Here is a 16,564-nt window from a genome sequence, read left to right on the forward strand (position 1 = left end):
TACGCGTTCTCACTGGCGAATCGACTTTCCCATCGACGTAAGGATCCAATGACCTCCTCTTCATCCCCTTCCCAGGACAAGCAGAGCTTCGCGGAGCTGAGCCGCGCCGAGAGCCTTCGGGCCGATGCCCTGATGGAAGAGGACGTCGCCTGGAGCCACGAGATCGACGGAGAGCGGGACGGCGACCAGTTCGACCGCTCGGAGCGCGCGGCGCTGCGGCGTGTGGCGGGCCTCTCGACGGAGCTCGAGGACGTCACCGAGGTCGAGTACCGGCAGCTGCGCCTGGAGCGCGTGGTGCTTGTCGGCGTCTGGACCTCGGGGACTGTGCAGGACGCGGAGAACTCCCTGGCCGAGCTGGCCGCCCTCGCCGAGACGGCGGGCGCGCTCGTGCTGGACGGAGTCATCCAGCGTCGCGACAAGCCCGACCCGGCCACGTACATCGGCTCGGGCAAGGCCGACGAGCTGCGGGACATCGTGCTGGAGACCGGCGCCGACACTGTCGTGTGCGACGGTGAGCTGAGCCCCGGCCAGCTGATCCACCTTGAGGACGTCGTCAAGGTCAAGGTGGTCGACCGGACCGCCCTGATCCTCGACATCTTCGCCCAGCACGCCAAGTCCCGAGAGGGCAAGGCGCAGGTCGCGCTCGCGCAGATGCAGTACATGCTGCCGCGGCTGCGCGGCTGGGGTCAGTCGCTGTCCCGGCAGATGGGTGGCGGCGGCAGTGGCGGCATGGCCACCCGAGGCCCCGGTGAGACCAAGATCGAGACGGACCGGCGGCGCATCCGCGAGAAGATGGCGAAGATGCGCCGGGAGATCGCGGCCATGAAGACCGGCCGTGACATCAAGCGGCAGGAGCGGCGGCGCAACAAGGTGCCGTCGGTCGCCATCGCCGGCTACACCAACGCCGGCAAGTCGTCCCTGCTGAACCGGCTGACCGGCGCGGGCGTGCTGGTGGAGAACGCGCTGTTCGCCACCCTCGACCCCACCGTCCGCCGGGCCGAGACGCCGAGCGGTCGGCTCTACACGCTGGCCGACACCGTCGGGTTCGTACGGCATCTGCCGCACCACCTCGTCGAGGCGTTCCGCTCCACCATGGAGGAGGTCGGCGACTCCGACCTGATCCTCCACGTCGTGGACGGCTCGCACCCGGCCCCGGAGGAGCAGCTGGCCGCCGTGCGCGAGGTGGTCCGCGACGTGGGCGCGACGAACGTGCCCGAGATCGTCGTGATCAACAAGGCGGACGCGGCCGACCCGCTGGTCCTGCAGCGGCTGCTGCGCATCGAGAAGCACTCGATCGCCGTGTCGGCGCGGACCGGCCAGGGCATCGCGGAACTGCTCGCGATGATCGACGCCGTACTGCCCCGCCCCGAGGTCGAGGTCGAGGCGCTCATGCCGTACACCCAGGGCGGACTCGTCTCGCGGGTGCACGCCGAGGGCGAGGTGATCTCCGAGGAGCACACCCCGGAGGGCACGCTCCTCAAGGCGCGCGTGCACGGTGAGCTGGCCGCGCTGCTCGCCCCGTTCAGCCCGGTGACGGCCTGACACAGCGAACGAGCGGGGCCCCGGCCGGATCCGAATCCGGCCAGGGCCCGCTTCTCGCTGTACGGCGCTACGGCGTCGCCGCCGCGTTACGTTCTACCGTCCCGCGAACTTCTCGCTGACCGCCGTGTAGATGCCCTTCGCCTCCGCACCGAGCCGCGGCCCGGCCAGCCAGCCCGCCGTCACCGGGCCGATGGAGGTGTTCGACACGAGCGTCGGCTTTCCGTCCTTGCCCGCGGCCACCCAGCCACCGCCGGACGAACCACCGGTCATGCTGCAGCCGATGCGGTACATGGTGGGCTGCTCGACCTTCACCGACAGCCGGCCCGGCTTGTCCGCGCACTGGAACATCTTCTGACCGTCGTACGGCGGCGCGGCCGGGTAGCCGGTCGCCTCCATGCTCGCGATCTTCTGCACGGCGGGCGCGTCGAAGTCGACCGGCAGCGCCGAACCGACCGTCTCCTCCAGGGACTTGCCGCTGCCGCCCTTCTCCGGCGTCACATGGATGACGGCGAAGTCGTACGGCGCTCCCTGGCCGCCGACCGGAGCGCCCTGGTCGATCCACTGCTCGGAGGTCTGCGCCCAGTCGCCCCACCAGACGCCGTAAGGCGCGACGTCCTCGCGGGACGCCTTCTCCAACTCCGCCGTCGTCAGGCCCTTGTTGTTGTACGAGGGGACGAAGGCGATGTTCCGGTACCAGCCGCCGTTCTTGCCCGCGTGGACACAGTGGCCCGCGGTCCACACGAGGTTGGACTTGCCGGGGTGCGCGGGGTCCTTCACGACCGTCGCCGAGCACACCATCGAGCCCTTGGGCCCGTCGAAGAGCAGCTTCCCGGCCTCCGGCACACTGTCGTGGTACGGCCTCTTCGCCGGGCTCGCCTCGATCCGCTTCGGCGTCGGGTCCGTCACGCCCTCGTCACCGGAGATGTCCTCGTCCTCGACCGGCTCGTCCGGCTCCTCCGCCTCCCGCATACGGTCCGGGTCCCAGAGGTCCTCGATGATCGGGTTGACGAAGTCCTGGGCCTCACGCAGCCACTTGTCCTTGTCCCAGTTCTTCCAGTCGCCGCCCCGCCACTTGTCGAGGTCGATCCCGTGCTCCTTGAGCCGGTCCTTCAGGTCGTCCGGGAGGGTGATCTTCCCGTCCGGGGGCTGGACCGCGGAAGCCGTGGGCGAGCCGCCCGGGTCTTCCTCGCCCGGGCCGCAGCCCGTGGCGGTCAGCGCCAGCGCCGCCGCCACGGCGGCGGAGGCGAGCAACGGACGAATCGTTCGCATGAGTGATCCCCCTGGGACTTCGTGACCGAGCGCTTCCGCCACGTCCGCGGAAGCGCCTTGTCGAACTCGGTACTTCTCAACTCCGGCACTCCGGACCTGTGCTGGGACAGCAGGCGCCGAAGTGCGGCCCCCACTATGCCGGTGCCGTTGGGGACGGTGTGCGGCAGGGCCGCGGTTCCCCGGCACAAGGATCTTCGAAATGCCCGTGATCCCCCGGAGATGTCGTCGTTGGTATGTGCGAGGGACGCTGACCCGACGCCAGGAGCGAACGCCGGGCGGACGGGGGACGTATCGATGTGCAACGCAACCGTTACCACCGGGAGGACGCGAAGACGTGGCAGCGACCGAACCAGCCGCGGTGGCACCGGCCACCGGCCACGAGGACATCCTCCGCCGTCAGTCCCTGCGCGAACCCGCCGCCCGCACCTACGCCCGCTCGCTGCCCGTGGTCCCCGTACGGGCCCGGGGGCTCACGATCGAGGGCGCCGACGGCCGGCGCTACCTCGACTGCACGTCCGGCGCGGGCACGCTGGCCCTGGGCCACAACCACCCGGTGGTCCTTGAAGCCGTCAAACGGGTCATCGACTCGGAGGCACCGCTGCACGTCCTCGACCTCGCGACCCCGGTCAAGGACGCCTTCACCACGGAGCTGTTCGCCACGCTCCCCGCCTCGCTCGCCCGGGAGGCCCGCATCCAGTTCTGCGGCCCGGCCGGTACGGACGCGGTCGACGCCGCGCTCGCCCTGGTCCGCGCGGCCACCGGCCGCAACGGCTTGCTCGCCTTCACCGGAGCGCACCACCCGTACGGCACGGCGCCCGGCACCCCGGACACACCGGGCATCAGCGACATACGGGTCACGCGGCTGCCGTACCCGCACCCCTACCGCTGCCCGTTCGGCGTCGGCGGCGAGCGCGGCGCCGAACTCGCCGCGCGCTGGGCGGAGAACGTGCTCGACGACCCCGAGACCGGCGCCACCGCCCCCGCCGCCATGATCGTCGAACCGGTCCAGGGGGGTGGTGGGGTGGTGCCCGCACCGGACGGCTGGCTGCGCCGGATGCGTGAGATCACGTCGGCCCGCTCCATCCCGCTGGTCGCCGACGAGGTCCTGACCGGCGTCGGCCGCACCGGGGCCTTCTGGGCGGTCGAGCACAGCGGCGTCGTCCCGGACGTGATGGTCATGTCCAAGGCCCTCGGCGGCTCCCTGCCCCTGTCCGTGATCGTCTACCGGGCCGGACTCGACAGCGGTCGGCCCGGCGCGCCGGCCGGCGCGTTCCGGGGCAACCAGCTCGCCATGGCGGCCGGCGCGGCCACCCTCGCGTACGTCCGGGAGAACCGGCTGGCCGAGCGGGCCGCCTCCCTGGGCACGCGGATGCTCGTGTGCCTCCGGGAACTGGCCGCCGCGCACCCGTGCGTCGCGGACGTGCGCGGCCGGGGCCTCATGATCGGCGTGGAACTCGTGGACCCGGCCGCTCCCGGGGACGTCCCCCCGCCGGCCCCGGCGCTCGCGGACGCCGTGCGGCGGGAGTGCCTGAGCCGGGGGCTCATCGTCGGCGCCGGGGGCCGCCGCTCCGGCGTCGTACGGTTGCTGCCGCCGCTGACCGTCACCGACGAGCAGGCCACGGCCGTACTGGACCGCTTCGCCGACGCCCTGGCCGCCGCCGAGCGAGCCCTCGTTCCCGCCTGAGCGGCCGCGGTCGTGCTGCTGGCCGTGCTGCGGGCCGCGCCCGCGCGCGTGAACTCCGTGTCCAACATGTCGATTTGTACTCACTCGTACGGGTGGAGACCGGCCGCTGACGGCTCCGTTGCGCCATGGACAGCGCCGGATCAGGCCGGGGAGGCGCGCTGGGGTGATCCGACTGTCGGTGCGGCGCCGTAGGGTGGACTGGCTATGACGAAGCCATCCCTCCCCGAGCTCCTCCACGCCGCCGTCGCCGCCGTCGGCGGCACGGAAAGGCCAGGCCAGGTCGCCATGGCCGAGGCCGTCGCCCAGGTCATCGACGACGGTTCCCACCTGCTCGTCCAGGCCGGCACCGGCACCGGCAAATCCCTCGGCTATCTGGTGCCAGCCCTGGCGCACGGGGACCGGGTGGTGGTGGCGACGGCCACGCTCGCGCTGCAGCGGCAGCTGGTCGAGCGGGACCTGCCCCGGACGGTGGAGTCGCTGCACCCGCTGCTCCGCCGCCGCCCGGAGTTCGCGATGCTCAAGGGCCGTTCCAACTACCTGTGCCTGCACCGGCTGCACGAGGGCGTGCCGCAGGAAGAGGAGGACGGTCTCTTCGACCCGTTCGAGGCGGCCGCGCCGACCAGCAAGCTCGGCCAGGACCTGCTGCGCCTGCGCGACTGGTCGGACGAGACCGAGACGGGGGACCGGGACGACCTGACGCCCGGTGTCTCCGACCGCGCCTGGGGGCAGGTGTCGGTCTCGTCGCGCGAGTGCCTCGGGGCGAGCAAGTGCGCGTACGGCGCCGAGTGCTTCGCCGAGGCCGCGCGTGAGCGCGCCAAGCTCGCCGAGGTCGTCGTCACCAACCACGCGCTCCTGGCCATCGACGCCATCGAGGGCGCCCCGGTGCTGCCGCAGCACGAGGTGCTGATCGTGGACGAGGCGCACGAGCTGGTCTCCCGCGTGACCGGCGTCGCCACCGGTGAGCTCACGCCGGGGCAGGTCAACCGGGCGGTCCGCCGGGTGGCCAGGCTGGTCGACGAGAAGGCCGCCGACCAGCTCCAGACGGCCGCCGAGGGCTTCGAGAGGCTCATGGAGCTGGCCCTGCCCGGCCGCCTCCAGGAGATCCCCGAGGATCTGGGTTACGCGCTGATGGCCCTGCGGGACGCGGCGCGCACGGTGATCTCGGCGCTCGGCAACACCCGCGACCGGTCCGTCCAGGACGAGGACGCCGTCCGCAAGCAGGCCCTGGCCGCCGTGGAGAACGTGCACGCGGTCGCCGAGCGCATCGCGAACGGTTCCGAGTACGACGTGGTCTGGTACCAGCGGCACGACCGTTTCGGCGCGTCCCTCCGCGTCGCCCCTCTGTCTGTGTCGGGGCTGCTGCGCGAGAAGCTCTTCGCCGACCGCTCGGTCGTCCTGACATCCGCCACGCTCAAGCTGGGCGGCGACTTCAACGGGGTGGGAGCCTCGCTGGGGCTCGCCGCGGAGGGCGTCGAGGGGGAGGACCTGCCGGTCTGGAAGGGTATCGACGTCGGCTCCCCGTTCGACTACCGCAAACAGGGCATCCTCTACGTGGCCCGGCACCTGGCGACGCCCGGCCGCGAGGGCAGCCGCAGCGACATGATGGACGAGCTGGCGGAGCTGGTGGAGGCCGCCGGGGGCCGTACGCTCGGTCTGTTCTCGTCCATGCGGGCCGCCCAGGCCGCCGCCGAGGAGCTGCGGGGCAGGCTCGACAGGCCGGTCCTGCTCCAGGGAGAGGACACGCTGGGCGAGTTGATCAAGACGTTCGCCGCCGATCCGGAGACCTGCCTCTTCGGGACCCTGTCCCTCTGGCAGGGCGTCGATGTGCCGGGGCCGAACTGCCAGCTGGTCGTCATGGACCGCATCCCGTTCCCCCGGCCGGACGATCCGCTGATGAGCGCCCGGCAGAAGGCCGTGGAGGAGGCGGGCGGCAACGGCTTCATGGCCGTCGCGGCCACCCATGCGGCGTTGCTGATGGCCCAGGGCGCGGGCCGTCTGGTGCGGGCGACCGGGGACCGGGGTGTGGTCGCCGTACTGGACCCGCGGCTGGCGAACGCTCGGTACGGTGGCTTCCTGCGGGCGTCGCTCCCCGATTTCTGGTACACGACGGACCGCAATCAGGTGCGCCGCTCCCTGGCCGCGATCGACGCGGCGGCGAAGGCGGGGGAGTAGGCGGGGGAGCGGGCCCGGCCCCGGTCACGGGCGCGGGCACGGACACAGGGATACGGACACAGGGATACGGACACAGCAGGGCCCCGGGACCGGCGCAGAGGTCCCGGGGCCCGGTCGGAGCCGGCGGGGCGTGTCACACCCGCCGAAGTACCGCCACCACCTTGCCGAGGATGGTCGCCTCGTCGCCGGGGATCGGCTGGTAGGCGGCATTGTGCGGAAGCAGCCAGACATGGCCGTCCTCCCGCTTGAAGCGCTTGACCGTGGCCTCGCCGTCCAGCATGGCCGCCACGATGTCGCCGTTCTCCGCGACCGGCTGGCGGCGCACGGTCACCCAGTCGCCGTCGCAGATGGCGGCCTCGATCATCGAGTCGCCGACGACCTTCAGTACGAACAGCTCACCGTCGCCGACCAGCTGCCGGGGGAGGGGGAAGACGTCCTCGACGGACTCCTCGGCCAGGATGGGGCCACCGGCCGCGATCCGGCCGACCAGCGGGACGTAGGAGGCCGCCGGCTTGCCGGTGGTGTCCGCGGGCTGCGCGCTGGGCTGGTCGGAGCCCCGGACCTCGTACGCACGAGGCCGGTGCGGGTCCCTCCGGAGGAAGCCCTTCCGCTCGAGCGCCATCAGCTGGTGGGCCACCGAGGACGTGCTGGAGAGGCCGACGGCCTGGCCGATCTCCCGCATCGACGGTGGGTAGCCCCGGCGCTGCACCGAGTCGCGGATGACCTCGATGACCCTCCGCTGCCGGTCCGTGAGGCCCGAGCTGTCAGCCCGGATGCCTGGAGGTCGCCCGGGGAGGGAGCGCGTGGGCTTGGGCGCCTCGGGAGCCGTGGCTGCCTCCGACCCGTTCTTCACATTCATGGCATGTACCGGCTCGAATCGGCCCTGGGAGCGGTCCTGGGCGGTGATGGTGGCGCTGTTTGCGGTGGTGGTCACGTCGGCCCCTCTCGAATGGTCTCCCTGGCTGGCACAACGGTAGTTGCTTTCGAAAGGTTGCGCCAAACACACGTTCGAGTGAAAAATCGCGGATTGGCTTACATGTGCGTGAGCCTGGGTGTATGTGCGACCCATCGGCGCCATGGCGATTCGGGCCCTTACGGTAGCCTTCGCCGCCCTGTTCCCTGGGTACAGGGTCGGCGACACGCGACCCGCCCGGCGGAAGATTCGCAGTCTTTCATCCGGTGGCCCGGAATTCGTGGAGCCGGGCCGTCCCGTAGGCTCATGCCCTGCCGTGAGCCGGGGCGGGGTGCGACACGCGCCCACGGGTTGAGCGGCCAGACCCTACATGTAGTGGTTGCATGGTGACAGCCACCTAGAAGTTGTGGTTCCACGCCGGTCCCCTGTGCATCAGCGAGGCGGCGATCGCCTATGCTTGGGGCTGCTTCGAGGGGGTCCGGGAGGGCTCGTCGAGGCTATTCAGTCGTGCTGTGAAGGAGGGTTGGGACCATGCACTGCCCCTTCTGCAGGCACCCCGACAGCCGCGTCGTCGACAGTCGCACCACCGACGACGGGACGTCCATCCGACGCCGCCGCCAGTGCCCCGACTGCTCCCGCAGGTTCACCACGGTGGAGACCTGCTCGCTCATGGTCGTGAAGCGGAGCGGTGTGACCGAGCCCTTCAGCCGGACCAAGGTCATCAACGGTGTGCGCAAGGCCTGCCAGGGGCGGCCCGTCACCGAGGACGCCCTCGCGCAGCTCGGCCAGCGGGTCGAGGAGGCCGTCCGGGCCACCGGCAGCGCGGAGCTCACCACACACGACGTCGGGCTCGCCATACTCGGACCGCTGCAGGAACTCGACCTGGTCGCGTACCTGCGATTCGCGTCCGTTTACCGGGCGTTCGACTCGCTTGAGGACTTCGAGGCCGCCATCGCGGAGCTGCGCGAGCAGCGGCCTCCCACGGAGGACAGCGGCGCCGGTGCGACCCCAGAGGTCCCGGTGCCCGCAGGTGCCGCCGACTGACCGGCCTGCCGGACCGCGGGTCCGGCGACCGGCCGTCGAACGGCCGATCGACCTGTCCGGGTGCTGTCCGCAGCGCCCTGACAACAGACAGAAACCGTGCCCTTGGGAAGATCTGGGCACATCAGGGCGTTTTTGCCCGTATATGGGAGGCGGCATGACAGAGACGACGAGCGGCCCGGCACGAGGCTCCCGCGCCAAGGGGTCCAAGGCGAGCAAGGGCCTGCGTATCGAGCGCGTCCACACGACCCCCGGCGTGCATCCGTACGACGAGGTCGTCTGGGAGCGCCGTGACGTCGTCATGACCAACTGGCGCGACGGCTCGGTCAACTTCGAGCAGCGTGGCGTCGAGTTCCCCGACTTCTGGTCGGTGAACGCGGTCAACATCGTCACCAGTAAGTACTTCCGCGGCGCCGTCGGCACGCCGCAGCGCGAGACGGGCCTCAAGCAGCTCATCGACCGCATCGTGAAGACCTACACGAAGGCCGGCGAGGAGCACGGCTACTTCGCATCGCCCGCCGACGCCGAGATCTTCGAGCACGAGCTCGCCTACGCCCTCCTGCACCAGATCTTCAGCTTCAACTCGCCGGTCTGGTTCAACGTCGGCACGCCGCAGCCCCAGCAGGTCTCCGCCTGCTTCATCCTGTCCGTCGACGACTCCATGGAGTCGATCCTCGACTGGTACAAGGAAGAGGGCATGATCTTCAAGGGCGGCTCCGGCGCCGGCCTGAACCTCTCCCGCATCCGCTCCTCCAAGGAGCTCCTCTCCTCGGGCGGCAACGCCTCCGGCCCGGTCTCCTTCATGCGCGGCGCCGACGCCTCCGCAGGAACGATCAAGTCCGGTGGCGCCACCCGCCGCGCGGCCAAGATGGTCATCCTCGACGTCGACCACCCCGACATCGAGGACTTCATCGAGACCAAGGTCAAGGAAGAGGAGAAGATCCGCGCCCTGCGCGACGCGGGCTTCGACATGGACCTGGGCGGCGACGACATCACGTCCGTCCAGTACCAGAACGCCAACAACTCGGTCCGTGTGAACGACGAGTTCATGAAGGCCGTCGAGGCGGGCGACAGGTTCGGCCTGCGTGCACGGATGACCGGCGAGGTCATCGAGGAGGTCGACGCCAAGTCGCTCTTCCGCAAGATGGCCGAGGCAGCCTGGGCGTGCGCCGACCCGGGCATCCAGTACGACGACACCATCAACCACTGGCACACCTGCCCCGAGTCCGGCCGGATCAACGGCTCGAACCCGTGCAGCGAGTACATGCACCTGGACAACACCTCGTGCAACCTGGCCTCGCTGAACCTCATGAAGTTCCTCAAGGACGACGGCAAGGGCAACCAGTCGTTCGACATCGAGCGCTTCTCCAAGGTCGTCGAGCTGGTCATCACCGCGATGGACATCTCGATCTGCTTCGCGGACTTCCCGACCCAGAAGATCGGCGAGAACACCCGCGCCTTCCGCCAGCTGGGCATCGGCTACGCCAACCTCGGCGCCCTGCTGATGGCCACGGGCCACGCGTACGACTCCGACGGCGGCCGTGCTCTGGCCGGTGCCATCACCTCGCTGATGACCGGCGCCTCGTACCGCCGCTCCGCCGAGCTGGCCGCGGTCGTCGGCCCGTACGACGGCTTCGCGCGCAACGCCGAGGCGCACAAGCGCGTCATGAAGCAGCACGCCGACGCCAACACCGCGGCCGTCCGCATGGACGACCTGGACACCCCGATCTGGGCTGCCGCCACGGAGGCATGGCAGGACGTCGTCCGCCTCGGCGACAAGAACGGCTTCCGCAACTCGCAGGCGTCCGTCATCGCCCCGACCGGCACCATCGGTCTCGCGATGTCCTGCGACACCACCGGCCTCGAGCCCGACCTCGCCCTGGTCAAGTTCAAGAAGCTGGTCGGCGGCGGCTCCATGCAGATCGTCAACGGCACGGTCCCGCAGGCCCTGCGCCGCCTGGGCTACCAGGAGGAGCAGATCGAGGCGATCGTCGCCCACATCGCCGACCACGGCAATGTGATCGACGCCCCGAGCCTCAAGCCGGAGCACTACGAGGTCTTCGACTGCGCCATGGGCGAGCGCTCCATCTCCGCGATGGGTCACGTCCGCATGATGGCGGCCATCCAGCCGTGGATCTCGGGCGCCCTCTCCAAGACGGTCAACCTCCCGGAGACCGCCACCGTCGAGGACGTCGAAGAGGTCTACTTCGAGGCCTGGAAGATGGGCGTCAAGGCGCTCGCGATCTACCGCGACAACTGCAAGGTCGGCCAGCCCCTCTCCGCCAAGAAGAAGGAGGAGGAGAAGAAGGCCGAGATCGAGCCCGCCAAGGTCGAGAAGGTCGTCGAGTACCGCCCGGTCCGCAAGCGCCTCCCCAAGGGCCGCCCCGGCATCACCACCTCCTTCACGGTGGGCGGCGCCGAGGGCTACATGACGGCCAACTCCTACCCGGACGACGGCCTCGGCGAGGTCTTCCTGAAGATGTCCAAGCAGGGCTCGACCCTCGCGGGCATGATGGACGCCTTCTCGATCGCCGTCTCGGTCGGCCTCCAGTACGGCGTGCCGCTGGAGACGTACGTCTCGAAGTTCACCAACATGCGCTTCGAGCCGGCCGGTATGACGGACGACCCGGACGTGCGGATGGCGCAGTCGATCGTCGACTACATCTTCCGCCGCCTGGCACTGGACTTCCTGCCGTTCGAGACCCGCTCGGCGCTCGGCATCCACTCGGCCGAGGAGCGCCAGCGCCACCTGGAGACCGGTTCGTACGAGCCGTCCGACGACGAGGTGGACGTCGAGGGCCTCGCCCAGTCGGCCCCGCGCCAGCAGGAGGCCCCCAAGGCCGCCGCCCCGGTCTCGAAGGCGGAGGTGCCGTCCCCGAAGCAGGCGCACACATCCGCCGAGCTGGTCGAGATGCAGCTCGGCATCCAGGCGGACGCCCCGCTCTGCTTCTCCTGCGGCACCAAGATGCAGCGCGCCGGCTCCTGCTACATCTGCGAGGGCTGCGGCTCGACCAGCGGCTGCAGCTGATCCGGCGACGGCACGGTGACGCGGGCGCGCTGACCCGCTGAGGTGGGGAGATCTCCGAGGAGATCTCCCCACCTTCTTTGCGGCGGTGTTCAGGGCAGACGATCGCCCATCCGGCGTGTGAAGGCCTCCGGGTCGCCCTCGAAGCCTCGGACGCTGGGACGGTACGTCCAGGTGGTGGCTCCCTCGCGGGTGAACTCGACGACCGTCGCCGCCGTGGCGTCCCGTACGTCGGTGAAGTCGTTGCTGAGCAGCTCCTGGTAGCCCTCCTTCACGACCACTTCGGTGTTGTCCACGTCGCCGAACGTGACGCGGCCGCCGCCCTGCTGTATGGCGACGCCCACCACTACGCGCGCGTAGGCGGTGGAAAGCCGGTTCAGCTCCAGTGTCATCGACTCGTCGACGCCGAAGCCGAGCCCCGTACGGCTGTCCCTGTTCAGGGTGATGGTGCCGTCCGGCGAACGGCTGTCGAAGTGCACCAGGTAGACCGGCTCCCCGAAGGGCTCCGCGGCCGGGTAGACCGCGGCGATGATGTCGAGGTCGTGCTCCGGCCCGCCGTCGGTGCTCGGGTCCCACTTGAGGGCCACCTCGACCTTGTCGACCCCCTTGTTGAGACTGCTCACAGGTTCCCCCTCTCTTGGTGCCAGTGATACGGAGGGGCCAACTCCCCTTCGTTCCGGCTGCCTTGTCCATCGTGTCACGTAGCGTCAGCGCGGAATGCGGCATGGTGCGGTTCTCCGCGCCGTACGATGGCGCGGTGCTGGTCAAGTGGACTCGCTGCACCGTGGTGGACCGTCGGGGGTTCGAACGGGGACAGCGGAAATGGGCGGGGCTACTGGGGGAGCCCGGGTTCCGGGGGCAGGGCGGTGGTTGGAGCCGGCTGCGCCCCGGTGTGGCCCATGCCTTCTCCTTCTGGGAGAGCCGCCCCTTCTACGACTCCTTCATGGCGCGGTCGCACGACAGGCTGGCCGCCGCGCAGTCCGGCACGTACAAGGACCCACAGGTCAAGCTGTTCGATCACCGCTTCGACGTGAAGACCGGCTTCGAGCCGCGGTTCACGGACGCCGACGTCGTACGCGTCGCCAACAGCAGGATTCGCGAGGACCGGGTCGAGCACTACGCGCTGATGCAGGAGAAGGTGTGGAACCCGGCGATGGCCGGATCCCCGGGCATGCTGCGGGGGCTGTTCGGAGAGGCGCCGGGCAACGAGTTCCTGGTGCTGTCGATGTGGCGGTCGGCGGCCGAGCACGGCAAGTACCGGACGGAGCGGGTGGAACGGCTCGCCCTGCGCGCGCAGATAGCGGTGGATGTGGTGGCCCTGACGGGCGACGTCGTCGACCTCGAGGCCGCCTGGACCGTCTGAACGTCTGACCGCGCGGCCGTCTGACCGCGCGGCCGTCTGACCGTGCGGCCGTCTGACCGTGCGGCCGTCTGACCGTGCGGCCGGCTGTCGGCGGGGAGTCGGCCGTCAGCGGGGGTCGGCCGCCTCGGCGTGGCCGCCGGTGGTGCCCGTGCTGAACACTCCGGCGCGGACCGCCGCGACGGCCGTCGCGGCCGCTTGGTCGGCGAGCGCGGTGCCGACCGGCTCACGTGTCACGAACAGCCGCAGGAACAAGGGTGCGGACACGGTCCGTATGACCGCGCCGGCGTCCGTGGCGGCCGGCGCCTCGCCGCGTGCCACCGCGCGCTCCACGACGGCCTCGCAGCGCGCGAACCGTTCCGCGTAGAAGGCCCGCAGCGCGTCGGCCGCGCGCTCCGACCGGAACCCGGCGGCGACGAGGGCGGTGGGCGCCGCGGCCGCCGAGGGGTCGGCGAACGAGTCGCACATCTCCCGGGCGAGCGTGCGCAGATCCCCCTCCAGGCTGCCGGTGTCCGGTGGCGCCCAGTCGTCCTCGCCCGCGAGGTCCAGCGCGTCGGCCACCAGTTCCTCGACCCCGCCCCACCTGCGGTAAAGGGTCGTCTTGTGCACGCCCGACCGGTCGGCCACGTACTCGACGGTGAGGCCCGGATAGCCGTGCTCGGCCAGGCCGGTCAGGACAGCGTCGCGCACGGCGGAGCGGGTCCGCGCCGTGCGGCCCCCGGGGCGTCGGGTGCCGGGGGCGGGAGGGGCGGACTCCGCGGAGTCCTGCTCCGGTCGACCGGTCAATTGCTACTCCCGTTGCGTTAGGAGGCTGATTGTGCCACACTCCTCATAACGCCGCTGAAGTCGCATTAATCCGCCGTCGCGATACCGGGTCGAGGTCGGACGCCTGTCGGCCGAGCCCGGAGCGCCGCGGCGTCACCGGATAGAGTGGCACTGCGATGACCGCTGACTCCTCTCTCGACCGGCGCTTCGAACGCGCTCACGCCAGCCTCCGCGGGCTGGCCGTGGGAGACGCCCTGGGCTCCCAGTTCTTCGTGCCCGTCAACTATCCCCTTCTGAAGCGACGCGAGCTGCCGTCCGGCTCCTGGCAGTGGACCGACGACACCGAAATGGCCTGCTCCGTGCTGGCCGTACTCGCCGAGCACGGCCGCATCGACCAGGACGCGCTGGCCCGCTCCTTCGCCGAGCACCACGACTTCGACCGCGGCTACGGCCCTGCCGTCAACCGCATGCTGCGGCTGATCAGAGAGGGCGGGGACTGGCGTGAGCTGGCCGCCGGTCTCTTCCAGGGGCAGGGCTCCTGGGGCAACGGCGCGGCGATGCGTATCGCACCGCTGGGCGCCTGGTACGCCGACGACCCCGAGCAGGCCACCCACCAGGCCGAGATCTCCTCCTACACCACCCACCAGCACCGGGAGGCCGTGGTCGGCTGCATGGCGGTGGCAGCCGCCGCCGCGCTCGCCGCCGCACCGGAGGGCCCGCCGAAGGCCACGGACTTCCTCGACGCCGTCGTCGCCCTGGTGCCCCGCAGCGCCGTGGGCGCCGGACTGCGGCGCGCACGCGACATGCTCGACTACGGGGACCCCCAGACCGTCGCCGCCGTGCTCGGCTGCGGACGGCGTACGAGCGCCCACGACACCGTGCCGTTCGCCCTGTGGTCGGCCGCCCGGTCGCTGGGCGACTACGAGCGGGCATTCTGGACGACGGCCCAGGCGGGCGGCGACGTCGACACGACCTGCGCCATCGTCGGAGGCGTCGTCGCCGCCACGGCGGCCGGTGCGCCGCCCGCCGCCTGGCTGGCCCGCACCGAGGAGTTCCCCGACTGGCTGCCGTCCGGCCCGACCCGCTGACGTCCCGCTCACAGCCGCTCACCCACGGACGCCCGCGCCAGAGCCCGGGCGCGCGTCCGCAACCGCACCCCACCTGCCGTACAACTCCGGTGGCGAACCTATGATGGTGGCACGGAGACGGTGACGAGTGCCGCCCCGCCACCGCCACAGCCTCCGGCACCCCGGTCCTCCGGCCCGCCGCCGAGAGGGGTACGGCACAGGATGCCAATCCGAGTGTTGCGGGAGGGGACGGGCGGCGTAACCTGTCAGGCGCCATGCCGTACGAACCTCCCACACACACCGTCGAGCGCTCGATCCGAGCGACAACCGGCGCCAAGATCATCGCCGGAGTCGACGAAGTCGGACGCGGGGCGTGGGCAGGGCCCGTCACGGCCTGTGCCGCTGTCACCGGACTGCGTCGGCCCCCGGCCGGACTCACCGATTCCAAGCTCATCACTCCCAAGCGCCGCACCGAAATGGCCGCGGAGCTCGAGCGGTGGGTCACGGCCTACGGGCTGGGGCACGCCTCCGTGGAGGAGATCGACGAGCACGGGATGACAGTGGCACTGCGTCTGGCCGCCGTACGCGCACTGGAAGCCCTGCCGGTGCGGCCTGACGCAGTCATCCTCGATGGCAAGCACAACTACCTCGGCGATCCCTGGCAGGTGCGTACGGTGATCAAGGGCGACCAGTCCTGTGTCGCCGTGGCGGCGGCATCGGTGATCGCCAAGGTGCGGCGGGACGCAATGATGGCCGAACTGGAGGCGCACTCCGACGTGTATGCGCCGTTCGAGTTCTCGGCCAACGCGGGCTACCCGTCGCCGGTGCACAAGGCCGCGCTCGCCGAGTGGGGCCCCACTCCGCACCACCGTCTGAGCTGGGCGTATCTTGACGCGCTGCCCCAGTGGCGGCATCTCAAGAAGGTCCGCCTCTCCCAGGAGGCGGTCGAACTGGAAAGCGGGGGCCAGCTCGGCTTCGATTTCTGACCGTCCACCAGGCCCGCGGCCGCGCCAGCGGAACCGCGTATACGAGCCACCCGCCGATGCCCCTGGCACCGGCGTTTGATAGACATCCATTCATGCCTCTCATCCCCGAGGAGCCTCAGATTCACGAGAGTGCCCAGGGTCCCCGCGCCACGCCGGCCGCAGGCCGTCCCGCGCCGACCCCCCGACCCGTACCCGGCCCGCGTTCCGCGGCCTCGCCCCGTCCCGGCCGTCCGGGTCCGGGCCCGGCCAGGCCCACGCCCGCGGCACCGCGCCCGCACACCGGCGGCGGGCAGCCGACGCCCCGGCCGGAGAATCGTTCCGGGGCCTCCCGGAACCAACCGCAGATCCAGCTGATCCCCGCTCCGGTGGACGGCGCCGTCGACGCCGCCGAGGAGGCGATCGACCTCCTGCTGGAGAGTGGTCGCGCGCCCGGCGAGATCCTGGTGCTCACCACCGGTGAGCAGCACCCCTGGGCGGCGCACGAACTGTCCTTCGGTGAAGGCTCCTACTGGGCCCAGCACGACGCGGGCGACGATGTGTTCTTCGCCGACGCCTCGGCGGCGGACCGCGCCTCGGCCCGGCCCGTGGTGGTCGTCGCGGTCAACGGCGGCGACGACGCCACCGCGGCCAGTGCGCTGCCCGCCGCGATGAACCGCGCCGACGCGCTGCTCATCGTGTGCGGCGACCCGCAGCGGATCAACGCCGTACTGGGCACCGCCGTCTGACGGAACGCCACAGCG

Annotated in this window: 13 protein-coding genes; 9 read left to right on the top strand and 4 right to left on the bottom strand. The window is 70.9% G+C overall.

What is annotated here, in order from left to right:
* The first annotated feature begins 48 nt into the window (after positions 1 to 48).
* Positions 49 to 1,542 (top strand): GTPase HflX, encoded by a 1,494-nt coding sequence (hflX, locus tag FVS66_RS07930; RefSeq protein WP_149180296.1) that lies wholly within the window; start codon positions 49 to 51, stop codon positions 1,540 to 1,542.
* 93 nt (positions 1,543 to 1,635) lie between these two features.
* On the opposite strand, the gene FVS66_RS07935 is transcribed toward hflX, so the two are convergent.
* Complete coding sequence (locus tag FVS66_RS07935) at positions 1,636 to 2,811, bottom strand: hypothetical protein (RefSeq protein ID WP_149180297.1); 1,176 nt, start codon at positions 2,809 to 2,811, stop codon at positions 1,636 to 1,638.
* Between the two features lie 334 nt (positions 2,812 to 3,145).
* On the opposite strand from FVS66_RS07935, the gene FVS66_RS07940 reads away from it, so the two are divergent.
* Both FVS66_RS07940 and FVS66_RS07945 read left to right on the top strand, forming a co-directional pair.
* Positions 3,146 to 4,495, top strand: a complete 1,350-nt coding sequence (locus tag FVS66_RS07940; RefSeq protein ID WP_149180298.1) for a diaminobutyrate--2-oxoglutarate transaminase family protein — start codon at positions 3,146 to 3,148, stop codon at positions 4,493 to 4,495.
* A 204-nt stretch (positions 4,496 to 4,699) separates the two neighbouring features.
* On the top strand, positions 4,700 to 6,667 hold the full coding sequence (locus FVS66_RS07945) for an ATP-dependent DNA helicase (RefSeq protein WP_149180299.1): 1,968 nt from the start codon (positions 4,700 to 4,702) through the stop codon (positions 6,665 to 6,667).
* Between the two features lie 133 nt (positions 6,668 to 6,800).
* Here FVS66_RS07945 and lexA read toward each other — a convergent pair whose 3' ends face one another.
* A complete protein-coding gene (lexA, locus tag FVS66_RS07950; protein ID WP_149180300.1) occupies positions 6,801 to 7,601 on the bottom strand; it encodes a transcriptional repressor LexA in 801 nt (266 codons plus the stop codon).
* A gap of 510 nt (positions 7,602 to 8,111) precedes the next feature.
* Between lexA and nrdR the strand changes: the two genes are divergently transcribed.
* Entirely contained in the window at positions 8,112 to 8,624 is a 513-nt protein-coding gene (gene nrdR / locus FVS66_RS07955; RefSeq protein ID WP_149180301.1) for a transcriptional regulator NrdR, read from the top strand.
* A gap of 154 nt (positions 8,625 to 8,778) precedes the next feature.
* The gene (locus FVS66_RS07960; RefSeq protein ID WP_149180302.1) at positions 8,779 to 11,649 is read left to right on the top strand and encodes a vitamin B12-dependent ribonucleotide reductase; all 2,871 of its coding nucleotides are present in this window, start codon (positions 8,779 to 8,781) and stop codon (positions 11,647 to 11,649) included.
* A gap of 89 nt (positions 11,650 to 11,738) precedes the next feature.
* Here the strand turns inward: FVS66_RS07960 and FVS66_RS07965 are convergent, their stop codons facing one another.
* Entirely contained in the window at positions 11,739 to 12,269 is a 531-nt protein-coding gene (locus tag FVS66_RS07965; RefSeq protein WP_149180303.1) for a TerD family protein, read from the bottom strand.
* A gap of 134 nt (positions 12,270 to 12,403) precedes the next feature.
* On the opposite strand from FVS66_RS07965, the gene FVS66_RS07970 reads away from it, so the two are divergent.
* On the top strand, positions 12,404 to 13,009 hold the full coding sequence (locus tag FVS66_RS07970; protein ID WP_149180366.1) for a YdbC family protein: 606 nt from the start codon (positions 12,404 to 12,406) through the stop codon (positions 13,007 to 13,009).
* Positions 13,010 to 13,114: 105 nt separating this feature from the next.
* Here the strand turns inward: FVS66_RS07970 and FVS66_RS07975 are convergent, their stop codons facing one another.
* Positions 13,115 to 13,792, bottom strand: coding sequence for a TetR/AcrR family transcriptional regulator (locus FVS66_RS07975; RefSeq protein WP_149180304.1), 678 nt, complete (start codon positions 13,790 to 13,792; stop codon positions 13,115 to 13,117).
* Between the two features lie 155 nt (positions 13,793 to 13,947).
* Here FVS66_RS07975 and FVS66_RS07980 point away from each other — a divergent pair, with 155 nt between their 5' ends.
* The 3 genes from FVS66_RS07980 (at position 13,948) to FVS66_RS07990 (ending at position 16,549) form a co-directional block, all read left to right on the top strand.
* A complete protein-coding gene (locus tag FVS66_RS07980) occupies positions 13,948 to 14,859 on the top strand; it encodes an ADP-ribosylglycohydrolase family protein (protein WP_149180305.1) in 912 nt (303 codons plus the stop codon).
* 254 nt (positions 14,860 to 15,113) lie between these two features.
* Positions 15,114 to 15,824, top strand: coding sequence for a ribonuclease HII (locus FVS66_RS07985; protein WP_149180306.1), 711 nt, complete (start codon positions 15,114 to 15,116; stop codon positions 15,822 to 15,824).
* A 92-nt stretch (positions 15,825 to 15,916) separates the two neighbouring features.
* Positions 15,917 to 16,549, top strand: coding sequence for a hypothetical protein (locus tag FVS66_RS07990; RefSeq protein WP_149180307.1), 633 nt, complete (start codon positions 15,917 to 15,919; stop codon positions 16,547 to 16,549).
* Positions 16,550 to 16,564: the final 15 nt, after the last annotated feature.

Origin of the sequence: Streptomyces sp. TRM49041, assembly GCF_008271805.1 — a bacterium.
Classification (GTDB): Bacteria; Actinomycetota; Actinomycetes; order Streptomycetales; family Streptomycetaceae; genus Streptomyces.